We start from the raw sequence: 14,528 nt of genomic DNA on the forward strand, positions 1-14,528 counted from the left end.
GGGTGGCGCAAGGCCGGCGCGTGTCACTCCGACGTCGCCGAGATCCGGTGAATCGACAGATCCGCACCGTTGTATTCCTCTTCCTGATCGAGCCGCAGGCCTACCGTCAGGCGAATCGCGCCGTACACCAGCGTGCCGCCGAGCGTCGCCACCGCGATGCCGCCCAGCGTGCCGACCAGTTGTGCGCCGAACGACACGCCGCCCATGCCGCCCAACGCGCGCAGACCGAAGATGCCCGCCGCGAGGCCGCCCCATGCGCCGCACAGCCCATGCAGCGGCCACACGCCGAGCACGTCGTCGATCCGCCAGCGGTTTTGCACGCACGTGAACATATAAACGAACAGCACGCCGGCGATGCCGCCCGTCACCAGCGCACCCAGCGGATGCATCAGATCGGAACCGGCGCACACCGCCACGAGGCCGGCCAGCGGCCCGTTGTACGTGAAGCCGGGGTCGTTGCGGCCCGCGAGCCACGCGGTCAGCGTGCCGCCGACCATCGCCATTAACGAATTGACGGCGACGAGGCCGCTGATCTTGTCGACGGTCTGCGCGCTCATCACGTTGAAGCCGAACCAGCCGACCGCCAGCACCCAGGCGCCCAGCGCGAGAAACGGAATATTCGACGGCGGATGCGCGGCGATCCCTCCATCGCGATGGTAGCGACCGTGCCGCGGGCCCAGCAGCAGCACCGCCGGCAGGGCGACCCAGCCGCCGAACGCGTGCACCACCACGGAACCGGCGAAGTCGTGGAACGGCAGGCCGAACACGTGAGTCAGCCAGTCCTGAATACCGAAGTGGCCATTCCAGGCAATCCCTTCGAAGAACGGATAGACGAAGCCGACCAGCACGAAGGTCGCGAACAGCTGCGGATTGAATTTCGAACGCTCGGCGATGCCGCCCGACACGATCGCCGGAATCGCGGCGGCGAAAGTCAGCAGGAAAAAGAAGCGCACCAGCGCGTAGCCGTTATGCGCGGCCAGGGTTTCGGCGCTGCCGAAGAACTGCACGCCATAAGCGATGGTGTAGCCGATGAAGAAATACGCAATGGTCGAGACCGAAAAATCCACCAGAATTTTGACGAGCGCATTGACCTGATTCTTTTTGCGGACCGTACCGAGTTCGAGAAACGCGAACCCTGCGTGCATGGCCAGCACCATGGCGGCGCCGAGCAGAAGAAACAGGGTATCGGTGCCGGTTTTCAGACTTTCCATCGATGTGTCCCGCTTAAAGGCAAAAAGCGGGCAGTGGATGCAAGAAGTGGGCCAAATGAGTGCGTGACAAACGCATTGGCGGTGCAATGTCGCACCGGAATGGGCGAAATGCTGTGATCCGGTTAATCATGTGGTCGGACCACATGCACCTCGAACCACGCAATAAGCACGATTTAAGTGCGTTCAAGTTCACGACAGGGCGTGATGGTTCAAAGTCGTGCGTGACCTTCTAAATTGCTTACTTTGCCTTCAATAACCCCACGATTTATGCGCATTCGCTGCGCGCGCTGACGTCGCCTGGCGGCTCAAGCCTGGTCGATGGCGTGGCCGCTTTGTTTCCTGTGCAAACGCCGACATAATGTGCCGTCCCGAGCACGATCTGCCGGCTACCGACTTCTACCGCGCACGCATGAGACTCACCACCAAAGGCCTGTTGCTGATCGCAATTCCGGCCCTCTTCGAACTGGCGCTTCTGTCCGGGCTGGTCAAGGCGCAGTCGGACGCGGCGCAAGCGGAGCGCTGGGCGATCCATAGCGAAGAAGTGCTGCGCCAGACCACCGCGATTCTCGATCCGGTGCTGGGCGAATCCGTGGCGCTGCGCGGCGCGGTACTCGCCAACGACACTCATTTCGTCACGCCGGTCATGGTGTGGATGGACGTCGACCGCCGTATCGATCAACTGGCCGAGCTGGTCGCCGATAACCCGGCGCAGGTCGAGCGGGTCGTGCAGGTCCGCCAGGCGGCGCAGGCGTATCGGCAATGGTCGGACCGCGTGCAGGACATGCTGCATTCCGGGCGACGTCGCGATGTGCTCGATCGTTTCCGCGACCTCGCGCCGGCCGACGTGCTCGATCGCTTCCGGCAGCAGGTGGCGGCATTCCAGTCTGAAGAACGACGCATCGACGCGCTTCGCTCGAACGCCGCGGAATCCGCGCGCGAACGTCAGCAGATTCTCGTGGTCGCGGCGGTGCTCGGCTCGTTGCTGTTCGTCGCGCTGGCCGTCTGGCTATTTACGCGCGGCGTGCGCGGCCGGCTTGCCGTGCTGTCCGACAACGCCGGGCGGTTGGCCGGCAATGAGCCGCTGGCGCCGATCGGCCCCGGCCGCGACGAAATCGCCCGGCTCGATCTGACCTTGCACGAGACCAGCCGGCGCCTGCTCGAAGCCGAGCGTATCCAGGTGCGTTTTCAGGCTGATCTCGCGCGCCGCGCCGGCGAACTCGCGCGAATCAACGAGACCTTGCGGCAACAGACTCAGGAAAACGAAATGTTCATCTACAGCGTCTCGCACGATCTGCGCGCGCCGCTGGTGAATCTGCAGGGCTTCTCGAAAGAGCTGATCCGCGCGTGCGACGAACTGCGCGCGGCGGTGCGCGAGTCGTCGCTCGGCGCGGAGGCGCGGCAGCGTATCGAGCGGGTGGTCGACGAGGACATCGGCGAAGCGTTGCACTATCTGCAGACGGCCGTGCTGCGCGCGTCGCACATTATCGACGCGCTGTTGCGGCTGTCGCGCGTCGGCCGTGTCGAGTACCGGCAGCAGAAGGTCGAGGTGCGCGATATCGTGCCGCGCGTGATCGACGCCATGCAAGGCTCGATCCGGGCGCGGCATGCGCATGTCAGCGTGCATGAATTGCCCGCGGTGTGGGGAGACCCGACCGCGCTCGAGCAGGTGTTCGCGAACCTGATCGGCAATGCGGTGAATTATCTGGACCCGGCGCGCGAAGGCCGGATCGAGATCGGCACGACGGCAGCACCGCCGGGCGTCCACTCGCTACGAATCTTCTACGTGCGGGACAACGGATTGGGGATTCCGGCGGTCGCGTTGCCGCGGCTATTCAATGCGTTTCAGCGGCTGCACGGCAATACGGTGGCCGGCGAGGGCATCGGTCTGGCGCTCGTGCGCCGCGTGGTGGAGCGTCACGGCGGACGCGTGTGGGCGGAATCGAAAGAGGGCGTGGGCACGACGTTTTATCTGTCGCTGCCCGAAGCCGAGGCGAGGTCGGCGCAACTGGCTGCCGAGTCGCGCGTTGCGCCGGCTGCGGCCGCGGCCGCGCCTGGAGTTCAACCGATTCGCGGCTTGCGCGATCGGCCGCTGGATTTCGAGGGACGTGACCGCCCGAACCTGATCGTGAACGGTAGCGCGGCAAACCCTGTCGTGGATGCGAAGCCGGGCGTCAGCGCGGGCTGATGCGGCAAGGGCTCGCCCATGCAAGATGGGGCAGGCCGACGGCGGATAGAACGGGATTGGGCGTGAGCGTCAGCACGCCGTGAAAAGTCGCCGGGGTTTGAGCAGGCGGCGGCCGCGGATCGACCAGTAGCAACCGAACGCCAGCAGAATGACGACGCCCGCCAGGGCTTCGAGTGGTTCGAGATGGTGGCCGCCCAGGCCTTCCAGTGTGACCAGGCTGCGCTCGATAATCAGCAGCGCTCCCCACAGCGAGCAGGCAGCCTGCGCCAGCAGACGCGTGCCGGCCAGACGCCGCGCGCGGTTCTCGCACGACCAGTCGGCCGGCGTGCGTGCGCAGAAGAAAATAATCGCCATCAACGTGACGGCGAGGATGACGATCCAATCGGTCAGTTCCATCGCAAGACCCTCCCAAGTCGATCGGCGACTATAGGAAGGCCCTCCGTTGAACACTATCGGACGAGTCTCAATTTGGGATGGGTGGCGGCGAGCGCGAATTGCCGCATCGGGCAACGCGCTCGCCGCTGGATCGGCGCTGAAGTGTCGACGTGTCGACGTGTTGACGCTAACGTTAAAGCTCAGCGCCGCGCTCAGGACGGATCAGAGTTCGATCCGGGTGCCGAGCAACACGAGGAATTGACGCAGCCATTCCGGATGCGCGGGCCATGCGGGCGCGGTGACGAAGTTGGCGTCGGTGATTGCCGCGTCGACCGGAATGTCGGCGTATTCGCCGCCGGCCATTTTCACTTCGGGGGCGCAGGCCGGGTAGGCCGAGATGCGCTTGCCGCGAATCACGTCGGCGGCGGCCAGCAGTTGCGCTGCGTGACAAATTGCCGCAATCGGCTTGCCGGCTTCGGCGAATTGCCGCACCAGTTCGATGACCTTCGGATTGAGCCGCAGATACTCCGGCGCGCGGCCGCCGGCAATGGCCAGCGCATCGTACTGACGCGGATCGGCGTCGTCGAACGAAGCGTTGAGCGCGAACAGATGGCCCGGCTTCTCGGTGTAGGTCTGGTCGCCTTCGAAATCGTGGATCGCCGTCTTGATGCGATCGCCCGCCTTCTTGTTCGGGCACACGGCGTCGACGATATGGCCGACTGCCTGCAGTGCCTGGAACGGCACCATCGTTTCGTAATCCTCGGCGAAGTCGCCAGTCAGGAACAGGATCTTCTTTGCTGCCATTGCATGCCTCCAATTGATCAACGCTACACATCGAACGCGGAAATACGCTTCGGGAGTCTACTCCAACGCGTTTGACAGAACCGCGACGGAGCCTGCAATTGACGTGAGCGATGAAGGTGGCGCGAGGTGGGGCCGCGTAGTGCGGGCCTGGTGCGGATGGGTGCGGTATGACTCAATACGCATTGTCGCAAACGCACGCTGAAGGTGGGACTGACGTCGCGTGCCTGGCCGTTCGAATGCCGGCTAAGGCCGATATGCAACGCGACGGCGTATCATTGGCGCGTTTTCGCAAGCGGAAGCCGCTCGACGCGGCTCACACTGAACCATGATTTCATTGCTCCATTCACCTTTGCTGCGCCGTGTCGCGGTCGTCCTCGTCGTATTCGGCGGGCTGGCTGCCTGTCAGAAGAATGACGCGTCGGCGGGACAGGTCGCCGGCACGCTCAATAACGCCGCGCAGGTCGCGAGTCAGAAGCTCGATCAGGCAGCCAGCTACGTCGGCCAGCAGGTCGACGCGACCAAAGACGCCGCCCAGCAGAACCTCGACTCGGCGGCCTCCGCGCCGACGATCAAGATCGACCCCGACGCGTTGGCGTCGACCGCGCAAGCGAATCTGCAGAACGCGGCGAATTCGGCCAACGCGCAACTCGGCAAGGCCGCTTCGCTGACTGGCCAGGGCCTCGAAACCGCCGGGCGCAAGCTGCAGGAATGGTCGGCGCAAAGCTCGGCATCGGCGGCGAATGCGTCGGCTTCGGGATCGTCCTCGGGCGATTCGAGCGACGCGCAAAAGCAGATGGACAAGTGACGGACCCGCTTAACCGGGGCGCCCGTTTGACAGTCGGATTAAATGTAATTACCATGGTTACACATTGTCGTCGCCGGGCAGGTTTGCTGTGAATACGAGTAGCCGGTTTGCATTTGCGGTACACGTGCTCGCGCTGCTGTCGTTGCAGGAGGGCGTGCCGCTCTCGTCGGACATGATCGCGGGCAGCGTCAACACGAATCCCGCATTGATCCGGCGGCTGTTGTCCATGCTGGCCGAGGCGGGTCTCACCACCTCGCAGCTCGGCGCGGGCGGCGGCGCGCTACTCGCGCGGTCGCCGGAGCAGATCAGTTTGCTCGAGGTGTATCGCGCGGTGGACGACGCGCAATTATTCGCATTGCATCGCGAGGAGCCGAATCCGGCGTGCATGGTCGGGCGTCATATTCAAGGTGTGCTGCGTGGCATCATCGATGACGCGCAACTCGCCATGGAGGCATCGCTCGGCGCACGGACGCTGGCCGACGCCACGGCCGACGTAGTGCGGGCCGAGCGGCAGCAGGAACGCAAGCGGCGCGCGCATCACGCTGGCGGCGACGTCGCGAAGAAGTAGCAGAAAGGGCGGGCGCATGGGCTGTCGACAAGACGCACGCGCCTGACGACCAACGGGGGCCTGGGCCCCTCTTTTTTTCGCGTTATATGTAATCAACGTGGTTACATATAAGCCCATAACAGGAGCATCGAAATGAGCAAGCAATTGAAGATCGCGTTGTTTGGCGCCACCGGCATGATCGGTTCGCGAATCGCCGCGGAAGCGGCCCGTCGCGGGTATCAGGTGACGGCGCTGGTGCGCAATCCGGCGCGTGTCCCGACCGACGTTGCGAATCTGACCGCGGTGCAGGCGGATGTGCTCGACGCGGCGAGCGTCGGCGCCGCGGTGCGGGGGCATGACGTGGTGGCGAGCGCGTATTCGCCGCCGCACGGCGAGGCCGCGGTGGTGAGCACGGCGACCCGGGCCCTGGTGGACGGCATGCGCGCGGCGGGCCTGAAGCGCCTCGTGGCGGTGGGCGGCGCGGGTTCGCTCGAAGTCGCGCCGGGCAAACAACTGGTCGACACGGAAGGTTTCCCGGACGCGTACAAAGCGGTCGCGCTCGCGCATCGCGACGTGCTGACGTACTACCGCGGCGTCACCGATCTCGACTGGACGTTCTTCGCGCCGGCCGCGCTGATCGCACCGGGCGAGCGCACGGGCGCGTTCCGCACGGGCACGAACACGCTGCTGGCCGATGCGGAAGGCAATAGCCGCATTTCGGCGGAAGACTACGCAGTCGCCTTCGTCGACGAATTGGAGCAGGGCCGTTTCGTTCATCAGATTGCGACCGTGGCGTATTGAGCTTATCGAGCTTTTTGAGTTTGACGGCGGACAGAACTGGCTTTCCAGCCTAGGACGGGACCGCGCGCGGTGCGCCTGTGAAGGCGTCGGCGCGCAAGCGTCCTAACATTCGGTTACGCATGTTCGGTCGCGCCCGATAAAACTGCGGCTACACTGGCGTCTCCCGTTTTCTTACGGATTGCCATGCAGTCATGCCCATCGCGGCGTGAATCCGAGGCTGCGCCGTCCAACGGCGGGCAGCCGGCGATTCACGCCGTCTTTCATTCTTCTGCGCTTCGTGACGGACCCGGCAGTCGCCGCGACCGTAGCGTCCGCGCGCGCTTTGCGGCGTGGTTTGGCGCGTGCTTCGGCATGTGGTTTGGCTCATGCGCAACTGCGTTGTGCGCCGCGCTGATCCTGTGCGCCGGATCGCTGCCCGCCAACGCCTGGGCCGCCGGCGCCGTCTCCAGCACGCCGGTCATTCCCGCGTTGCAGAGCCTGATCAACAGCGCGACGGCGAACCCGCCCGCTGCGGCTTCGGGCGCTTCGGCGGCGGATGCCGCTTCCGCGCCGACCGCCGCAAGCCAGGCGGAACTGACGCGTTCGCTCGACAGCGTGATCGCCACGCTCGACAACGACCGCCAGCGCACCGCGCTCGTCACCCAGCTCAAGAAGCTGCGCGCCGTCTCGCAGAACGTCGCGCCGCCTGCGCCGGTTCAGCCGAGTCCCGGCTTGCTCGGCGCGATCGCGTCGGGGATCGCGTCGTTCGAATCCGACGTGCATCAGGGCCGCACGCCGGTGCGCTATTGGGGCGGTCGCTTTAACGCGGCCGGCAACGAGCTGTACACGATCGTTTCGGGCCAGGGCCAGGAAAGCTTCGGCCGCATTCTGTTCTCGATGCTCGCGATGCTGGCCGGCTGGGGCGCCTGTGCCGGCGCGCTGGTCTATGTGCAGCACCGGCTGTACCGGCGTTTCGGCATTCTCATGGGGCTCAACCCGAATCCCACCACGGGCGAGCTGCTGATCTTCGCGCTGCGCCGTGTCGGGCCGTGGATCGTCGCGTTTGTCGCCGCGCTGCTGTTTGTCCGCGCGATGCCCGATGCGCTCGGCCGAACGCTCGGCATGGTGGTCGCGTATGCGATCGTCGCGGGTGCGGTGTTTTCGGCGATCTGCCTGATCATGTTCTCGCTGTTCGGCTCGGGGCATCGGCGGGTGGCGGTGCGCCTGCTGATCGATCACGCGCGGCGCGTGCTGTTCCTGGTCGGCGTGTGCGGGGCGCTCGGCGATGCGGCCGTCAATTACGACGTCGCGCATCAGCTCGGTTCGAATCTCGCCGCGTTGATTTCGACGGCGGCCAATATGACGGCCGCGATTCTCACCGGCTATTTCGCGCTGGCGTTCCGTCGGCCGATTGCGCATCTGATCCGCAACCGGCCTTACGAGCAACGCAACGACCACAAGGCCGCGACCGATGCGTTCGATGTACTCGCCGCGCTCTGGCATGTGCCGGTGCTGGTGTTGTCCACGGCGTCGATAGTCGCCACGCTCGGCGGCTCGGGGTCCAGCGAGAACGTGCTGCAGATTTCGGTGGTGACCGCGCTGCTGCTGGTGCTGGCGTTTTTCCTGTCGGCCGTTGTGTTACGCATGACGCGTCCGCGCAGCGCGCGCTCCCGTCGCCGCTCGCCGTATCTGACGCGCTTGCTGCGGTTTTGCGGCACGCTGCTGACGCTCTTCATCTGGCTATTTTTCTTTGAACTCGCGGCCCGTTTGTGGGGTGTGTCGCTCGCGGAAGTGATCGAGGAAAACGTCGCCGCGCGCGGTATCGCGCATGCGGTGACGGCGATCATCGCCACGGTGTTCATCGCGTGGCTGCTGTGGATTCTGGTGGACACCGCGATCACCGAGGCGCTCAGTCCCGGCGGCTCGCGCAACAAAGGACGCGGTCCGAGCATGCGGGCTCGCACGATGCTGCCGCTCGTGCGCAACGTGCTGCTGGTGTCGATCATGACGGTCGCCGGCATCGTCACGGCGGCCAACCTCGGGATCAACGTCACGCCGCTGCTGGCCGGCGCCGGGGTGATCGGTCTCGCGATCGGCTTCGGCGCGCAGTCGCTCGTGACCGACCTGATCACGGGGCTGTTCATCATTATCGAAGATACGATTTCGGTCGGCGACTGGATCGACGTGGACGGCGGTCACGCGGGCACGGTCGAGCATCTGTCGATCCGGACCGTGCGCCTGCGCGACGGGCAGGGCGCGATCCACGCGATTCCGTTCTCGCAGATCAAGATCGTCAAGAACCTGTCGCGCGATTTCGCGTACGCGGTGTTCGAGGTGCGTATGTCGTTCTCCACCGACGTCGATCAGATCACGCAGTTGATTCGCGAAGTCGGCGCCGATCTGATGGCCGATTTCCGTTACCGGCGCGAGATGCTCGGGCCGATCGAGGTGTGGGGACTCGACCGTTTCGATCCGAACTGGATGGTCGTGAAAGGGCAGATCAAGACGCGGCCGCTGCAGCAATGGAGTGTGGCGCGCGCGTTCAATCTGCGGCTCAAACGCAAGATGGACGAAGCCGGTATTGAGATTCCGGTGCCGCAGATGCGCGTGTACACGTCGTCGAAGGATAGCGAAGGGCAGCCTTTGCAGGACGATGAGATGTCCGGATTCGTGCCGCATGGGCATGCGCATGCGGAGACGGGCTCAGGGTCGGCTTCAGGTTCGGCGGCGCGAGGTGTGCATGCGCCGTTGGCGGTGGCGCGCGACGTGTCGCACGAACCGCGTCCGGCACCGCCGCCGACCGGACAGACCGCGCCGATCCCGCCGCAGATTCCTACGGCCGGCGAAGCGGGCGGGAAGAGTTGAGAGACGTTGCCGCGGATTGGGCCGACGGCGGTTGATACGCCGGCCGGTGACGTGTTCGACCGGCTGACGCGTTGCTGTCTTGTGCCGCAGTGAAAGTGTCCCGCTGCAGCGAGGTCAGGTCAGCACGTACGTTTAACGATCGATTATCAGATCAGCGCCGGTGCATCGGCCGTGCGGACGATGTCATTAACGTGCGTTGAAATCTGCGCGCCCGCGACGCCGTACACATGCAGCGAAACGGCCGCCGCATCGCTGCGATTGCCCAACTGATGAATCCCGCCGCGGCCGCCGCGCACGAACGACACCGCGCCTTGCTTGCGCGCTTGCGTACGCGTCGCGCTGGCGCAATGCTGTTCGCCGTTCCATTCAAATACCGTTTCGCTCAGCGTGCCGTCCAGCACCGCATAGCCGCACCACGTGTGGTGCGCGTGGACGGGGCTCGCCTGTTGCGGTAGCCACACCAGCGCGGCGATCGCATAGCGGCCGTGCGGATCGGCGGCCAGCAGATGACGGCGGTAGTTTTCCGCCGCGCCTTCGCGTTGCGCCGAGCTCAGCAAGTCTGGGTGGGCGGCGGCATCAGCGAGCGCGATGCGCATGCTGCGCGCGAAGAACGTGGAATCCGACGGCTCGGGGAATGTCGCGCAGGCCTCGAAGATCGCGTCGAGCGCATCGCACAGACGGGCGAGGGGGGCGGTACGAAGGGCTTGGCTCATGATCGTTGCGCAGCCGGGCGGCTGTCTGGGAGTTATTTTCGATAGCGACATTTATACCCGTTTGCTCGGAGAAAGAGTTTCCATATAATTCCCCTCGGAGTCTCAAAAGTAGAATAATTTCCTATGGGGGTGTCATGATGGGAATGGATATCATCGACCGGAAGCTGTTGGAGCTGTTGCAGGAGGATGCGACGATGCCGATCGCCGAGCTGGCGCAGCGCGTGAATCTGTCGCAAACACCTTGCTGGAAGCGGCTGCAGCGCCTGAAAGAGGCCGGCGTGATTCGCGCGCAGGTGGCGCTATGCGATGCGCGCAAGCTCGGGGTGGGCACGACGGTGTTCGTCGCGGTGCGCACGAATCAGCACACGGAGGAGTGGGCGCGGACCTTCACGCGCGCGGTGCAGCAGATACCGGAGGTGGTGGAGGTTTATCGGATGAGCGGGGAAACCGATTATCTGCTGCGGGTCGTGGTGTCGGATATCGACGACTATGACCGGGTTTATAAGCTGCTTATTGCCGCCGTGCCGCTTTATGACGTGAGTTCGAGTTTTGCGATGGAGCAGATCAAGTATTCGACGGCGCTGCCGGTGAGGTATCCGGCGTAATACAGGCCGGACAGGCCTGAGCGGCCAGACGTTCCACGTCGCGCATGACCCGCTCGATCCAGAAGCGTAGTGTGATGCGCGCATCGTTGGCCGAACTTGGCGCACGGCAGCGGCAGGAATCGACCGGTTGAATCCAGGGCCCAATCCGGTCGCTCATCGACAAGACTTTAAGTTGCGTATTTCGGTAGGCCTGCATATACACTGTCAAGGCATGCCAGGCAAAAGGAAAACAGCAAAGCCTCATCAGTTAACGCCTCGCCAGCGGCTCGGCGGTCCGGACCTCACGTCCCCTGCGTAACCCCCGTTTTTGCAATCGCATCGGAACACAGACATGTCTTCCATCAGGATAGCTCTGTCACTGATCGCTTCGTTGCTGCTAGGGGCCTGCGCAACGCGCCCCGTCAACCCGCCAATGGTTCAATACGAGTCACGTCAGGCAATGCAGTTCCAGAAGTTGGAACGTAACCGGGGCGACCCGCAAGACCTGGTCGTTCTCGCCTTTTCAGGCGGTGGCACGCGCGCAGCGGCATTCTCTTACGGCGTGCTTGAAGCACTGCGGCGCACCGAAATAGTCAGTAAGTCGGGCGAAAGAACACGTCTGCTCGATTCAGTCGACGTGATCACCGGCGTGTCGGGCGGCAGTTTTACCGCATTGGCTTACGGCCTGTATGGCGAGAAACTGTTCGACATATACGAGAGCAGCTTCCTTAAGCGCAACGTGCAGCGCGAACTGGTGTCCCGAATCCTCAACCCGTTGAACTGGCCCGCGTTGTCGTCGAAAGGCTGGGGGCGGTCCGATCTTGCCGCGGAGCTTTACGACGAAATCCTGTTCAAAGGTGCCACCTTCGACGATCTCAACCGCGCCAACGGCCCGACGATTGCCGTCAGTGCCACGGAGCTTTCGACCGGATCGCGACTGGTCTTTCTCCAGCAAACCTTCGACGTCATGTGCGCGGAACTGGGGCCGTTCAGGTTGTCACGCGCCGCTGCTGCGTCGTCGGCCGTGCCGGTCGTGCTTTCGCCAATCACTATCAATAACTACGGCGGCACTTGCGGTTACCACGAACCGGACTGGGTTCGTCAATTTACGGACACCTACAAGCCGCCACGGCCGGCCGGGAGGGTCCTCAAGCGCTTGCAGGAATTACGGGAGTTCGGCGACGCCGAAAAAGATCCCTATTTCCATCTTGTGGACGGCGGCGTCTCCGATAACCTGGGGTTGCGCGGAGTGCTGGACTTCATCGAAACGTTTGAGGCGTTGCGAGCAGCGGGCAAACCCACTCCGATTGATAACGTGCGGCGATTTATCATCTTCGTTGTGAACTCGGTTTCCTCTCCGAGCAATCAATGGAACACGTCCGAGGACCCGCCCGGAAGCCTGGATATTCTGACCAAAGCGGCGGGGGTACCGATCGACCGCTATTCCGGCGAATCGGTGGAATTGCTCAAAGACATTAACGCCCGATGGACAGCCTTACGCGAACTCCGCGACTCGGCCGCGTTCGCCAATAGCAAGGATCCCATGCCCACCTATGTCGCACACGCACCCAACGCCGATATGTATGTGATCGATGTGTCGTTCGGGGCGTTGAAGGACAGGGCCGAATATGACTACCTCAATCAGCTGCCGACGTCATTTCATTTGCCAGACGAGGCAGTCGACCGCCTTCGTGCCGCAGCCGGAAGGCTCATCATCGATTCGCCGGAATTCCAGCAGATGTTGAAAGATGCCGGAGCCCGGGTTGCCAATGAGCCTGTTAGCCCAACCCCGGTAGAGCGGGCAGCGAAGTAGCCGCCAATCCCGTTCGACTCGAAGCTGACCTCTGTGTGCCTAAAGCACCCACTCGTTAGACGATTCAAGGAACGTTGCTTCAGCGCACTTGAAATTGAGCGATCGCCGTGCGCGGGTGCTTGTTGTGTCGAGTCGCGTTCTGCAGTGCACATTAAAGTTCGCTCCTCCGGGGACCTGTCTTGCAGTAAAGGGGTACACCGTGTAAAACACGAAACGTTGCGCTCTGAAGTTCGATGACTCATCGCGATCAGTGGCGGCTACCACAGCCAGTGTTGCGGTCAGCATAACTGGTTGTGCGAGATAACCATGTCACCCTTCACTCGTCCGGATCGGTTACTGCTGATCGGCGCACTGTGCCTCAACGGCTGTGCACGCGTCGGGCCGGACTTCCACACGCAGCGCGAGTCCTGGGTCGAACACTGGAGCACCCCGGCTCTCGAGCAGGCCAGCGAGGTACGCTCACAACCTGACGCCCGGCAGTGGTGGCAGGTATTCGCGGATCCGTCGCTCGAACAGCTGATCGTTGAAGCGGATACTCATAACGCGGACGTGCAGATTGCCGGCCTGCGCGTGATGGAGGCCCGTGCCCAACTGGGCATCGCCCAGAGTGGACGTTACCCGCAAGTGCAGGTGGCCAGCGCCGACGCTCAATACCGGGATCGCAGGCAGTCGGTCGACCAGAATCCTCAGAGCCGCTTCTGGCAATACAGCGCGGGGCTCGACATCGGTTGGGAACTGGATTTCTGGGGGCGCTTCGGCCGCGCCATCGAATCGGCCGACGCAGCCTGGTTTGCCGCCAACGCAAATCGTGAAGATGTGCTGGTGCTGATGCACGCGCAACTGGCGCAGAGTTACTACGCGCTGCGAACCGCCGAGGCGCGCCTGCACATCGCTCGCGACAACGCCCGACTGCAAAAGCGCAGCTATGAGATCACCGAACGGCTGTTCAGGAGCGGCGAGAGCGACGAGCTCGATTTTCAGCAGGCCAAAACGCAGTACTTGAGCACGCTGAGCAGCATTCCCGACTTTGAAAGCCAGATAATGCGTGCCCGCAATGCCCTGGCTGTTCTGGTCGGCCGTCCTCCCGGTCCGCTGCCGGAACTGCAGGATACGGCGGGAAAGGACGGCGTCATTCCGCTTATAGACCGCGCGGTGCTGCAAGATGTGCCTGCTAACCTGCTGCAGCGCCGTCCGGACATCCGCGCCGCCGAACAGCAGATTGCGGCTCAATCCGCGCAAGTCGGCGTCGCCGAAGCCGATCTCTATCCATCGGTGACCCTGCTGGGCAGCATCGTCTGGTCCGCTGGCTCGGTGACGGGCGTGCCAAACGGCCTAGACCTGATCGGCGGTCCGAGTCTGCGCTGGAACGTGTTCGACCATGGTGCCATCAAGAACAACGTGCGCGTCCAGGACGCCCGCTTGCAACAGCTGATCGTCGCGTATCAGGACGATGTGCGCGAAGCGGCACGCGAGGCCGACGATGCCGCGACCGACCTGACGAACGCACTGGAGCGCGAGGTTATCCTCCGCGACGCTGCGCTGGCCGCGAAGCGCTCGCTGGCGCTAGCCAACACCCTCTACCGGGAAGGCTACTCGGACTTTCAGCGGGTGCTGGACGCCCAGCGCGCGCTATCCGCCCAGCAGGACGCCTATCTGCTCAACCGCAGCAGCGCCGTGAGCGACCTGATTGCCCTCTACAAGGCACTGGGCGGCGGCTGGTACAGCGAACAACCGCTTATCGACCCGGCCACTCGCCAACAGATGCAAAAGCGCACCGACTGGGGGGCGCTCATGGATGGGCCGGTCCCACCGACTGCCGACTCCACCGTTCCCGTGAAGAGGTAAG

12 protein-coding genes are annotated in these 14,528 nt (G+C 63.8%); 8 read left to right on the forward strand and 4 right to left on the reverse strand.

What is annotated here, in order from left to right; genetic code table 11:
* Positions 1–23 precede the first annotated feature (23 nt).
* The gene (locus HWY05_RS07895) at positions 24–1,211 is read right to left on the reverse strand and encodes an ammonium transporter (protein ID WP_176057978.1); all 1,188 of its coding nucleotides are present in this window, start codon (positions 1,209–1,211) and stop codon (positions 24–26) included.
* A 409-nt stretch (positions 1,212–1,620) separates the two neighbouring features.
* Between HWY05_RS07895 and HWY05_RS07900 the strand changes: the two genes are divergently transcribed.
* The gene (locus tag HWY05_RS07900) at positions 1,621–3,396 is read left to right on the forward strand and encodes a sensor histidine kinase (RefSeq protein ID WP_035561879.1); all 1,776 of its coding nucleotides are present in this window, start codon (positions 1,621–1,623) and stop codon (positions 3,394–3,396) included.
* 69 nt (positions 3,397–3,465) lie between these two features.
* Here the strand turns inward: HWY05_RS07900 and HWY05_RS07905 are convergent, their stop codons facing one another.
* Both HWY05_RS07905 and HWY05_RS07910 read right to left on the reverse strand, forming a co-directional pair.
* Positions 3,466–3,792: a hypothetical protein gene (locus tag HWY05_RS07905; RefSeq protein WP_035551025.1), complete on the reverse strand. Its 327-nt coding sequence runs from the start codon at positions 3,790–3,792 to the stop codon at positions 3,466–3,468.
* Between the two features lie 201 nt (positions 3,793–3,993).
* Positions 3,994–4,575, reverse strand: coding sequence for a DJ-1/PfpI family protein (locus HWY05_RS07910; RefSeq protein WP_035551022.1), 582 nt, complete (start codon positions 4,573–4,575; stop codon positions 3,994–3,996).
* A 325-nt stretch (positions 4,576–4,900) separates the two neighbouring features.
* Here HWY05_RS07910 and HWY05_RS07915 point away from each other — a divergent pair, with 325 nt between their 5' ends.
* From HWY05_RS07915 to HWY05_RS07930, 4 genes are all read left to right on the forward strand, one after another.
* Positions 4,901–5,380, forward strand: coding sequence for a hypothetical protein (locus HWY05_RS07915; RefSeq protein WP_176057979.1), 480 nt, complete (start codon positions 4,901–4,903; stop codon positions 5,378–5,380).
* Positions 5,381–5,468: 88 nt separating this feature from the next.
* Positions 5,469–5,948, forward strand: a complete 480-nt coding sequence (locus HWY05_RS07920) for an Rrf2 family transcriptional regulator (RefSeq protein WP_035551017.1) — start codon at positions 5,469–5,471, stop codon at positions 5,946–5,948.
* Positions 5,949–6,080: 132 nt separating this feature from the next.
* Positions 6,081–6,728 carry an NAD(P)-dependent oxidoreductase gene (locus HWY05_RS07925; RefSeq protein WP_176057980.1) on the forward strand — a complete coding sequence of 216 codons (648 nt, stop codon included), beginning with the start codon at positions 6,081–6,083 and terminating at the stop codon, positions 6,726–6,728.
* Between the two features lie 183 nt (positions 6,729–6,911).
* Positions 6,912–9,572 carry a mechanosensitive ion channel family protein gene (locus tag HWY05_RS07930; protein ID WP_176057981.1) on the forward strand — a complete coding sequence of 887 codons (2,661 nt, stop codon included), beginning with the start codon at positions 6,912–6,914 and terminating at the stop codon, positions 9,570–9,572.
* A 146-nt stretch (positions 9,573–9,718) separates the two neighbouring features.
* Here the strand turns inward: HWY05_RS07930 and HWY05_RS07935 are convergent, their stop codons facing one another.
* The gene (locus HWY05_RS07935; protein ID WP_244146549.1) at positions 9,719–10,285 is read right to left on the reverse strand and encodes a cysteine dioxygenase family protein; all 567 of its coding nucleotides are present in this window, start codon (positions 10,283–10,285) and stop codon (positions 9,719–9,721) included.
* Positions 10,286–10,422: 137 nt separating this feature from the next.
* Between HWY05_RS07935 and HWY05_RS07940 the strand changes: the two genes are divergently transcribed.
* The 3 genes from HWY05_RS07940 (at position 10,423) to HWY05_RS07950 (ending at position 14,527) form a co-directional block, all read left to right on the forward strand.
* Complete coding sequence (locus HWY05_RS07940; protein ID WP_176058431.1) at positions 10,423–10,890, forward strand: Lrp/AsnC family transcriptional regulator; 468 nt, start codon at positions 10,423–10,425, stop codon at positions 10,888–10,890.
* A gap of 331 nt (positions 10,891–11,221) precedes the next feature.
* Positions 11,222–12,682 carry a patatin-like phospholipase family protein gene (locus HWY05_RS07945; protein ID WP_176057983.1) on the forward strand — a complete coding sequence of 487 codons (1,461 nt, stop codon included), beginning with the start codon at positions 11,222–11,224 and terminating at the stop codon, positions 12,680–12,682.
* 306 nt (positions 12,683–12,988) lie between these two features.
* Positions 12,989–14,527, forward strand: coding sequence for a TolC family protein (locus HWY05_RS07950; RefSeq protein WP_176057984.1), 1,539 nt, complete (start codon positions 12,989–12,991; stop codon positions 14,525–14,527).
* Position 14,528: the final 1 nt, after the last annotated feature.

Source organism: Paraburkholderia sp. BCC1876 (assembly GCF_902833695.1).
In the GTDB taxonomy this organism is placed as follows: Bacteria; Pseudomonadota; Gammaproteobacteria; order Burkholderiales; family Burkholderiaceae; genus Paraburkholderia.

What these genes read in the sequence shown, in the direction of transcription:
- HWY05_RS07950 (WP_176057984.1), top strand. Translation starts at nt 12,989, where the DNA reads ATGTCACCCTTCACTCGTCCGGATCGGTTACTGCTGATCGGCGCACTG.
- HWY05_RS07940 (WP_176058431.1), top strand. Translation starts at nt 10,423, where the DNA reads ATGGGAATGGATATCATCGACCGGAAGCTGTTGGAGCTGTTGCAGGAG.
- HWY05_RS07900 (WP_035561879.1), top strand. Translation starts at nt 1,621, where the DNA reads ATGAGACTCACCACCAAAGGCCTGTTGCTGATCGCAATTCCGGCCCTC.
- HWY05_RS07930 (WP_176057981.1), top strand. Translation starts at nt 6,912, where the DNA reads ATGCAGTCATGCCCATCGCGGCGTGAATCCGAGGCTGCGCCGTCCAAC.
- HWY05_RS07925 (WP_176057980.1), top strand. Translation starts at nt 6,081, where the DNA reads ATGAGCAAGCAATTGAAGATCGCGTTGTTTGGCGCCACCGGCATGATC.
- HWY05_RS07915 (WP_176057979.1), top strand. Translation starts at nt 4,901, where the DNA reads ATGATTTCATTGCTCCATTCACCTTTGCTGCGCCGTGTCGCGGTCGTC.
- HWY05_RS07935 (WP_244146549.1), bottom strand. Translation starts at nt 10,285, where the DNA reads ATGAGCCAAGCCCTTCGTACCGCCCCCCTCGCCCGTCTGTGCGATGCG.
- HWY05_RS07895 (WP_176057978.1), bottom strand. Translation starts at nt 1,211, where the DNA reads ATGGAAAGTCTGAAAACCGGCACCGATACCCTGTTTCTTCTGCTCGGC.
- HWY05_RS07905 (WP_035551025.1), bottom strand. Translation starts at nt 3,792, where the DNA reads ATGGAACTGACCGATTGGATCGTCATCCTCGCCGTCACGTTGATGGCG.
- HWY05_RS07910 (WP_035551022.1), bottom strand. Translation starts at nt 4,575, where the DNA reads ATGGCAGCAAAGAAGATCCTGTTCCTGACTGGCGACTTCGCCGAGGAT.
- HWY05_RS07945 (WP_176057983.1), top strand. Translation starts at nt 11,222, where the DNA reads ATGTCTTCCATCAGGATAGCTCTGTCACTGATCGCTTCGTTGCTGCTA.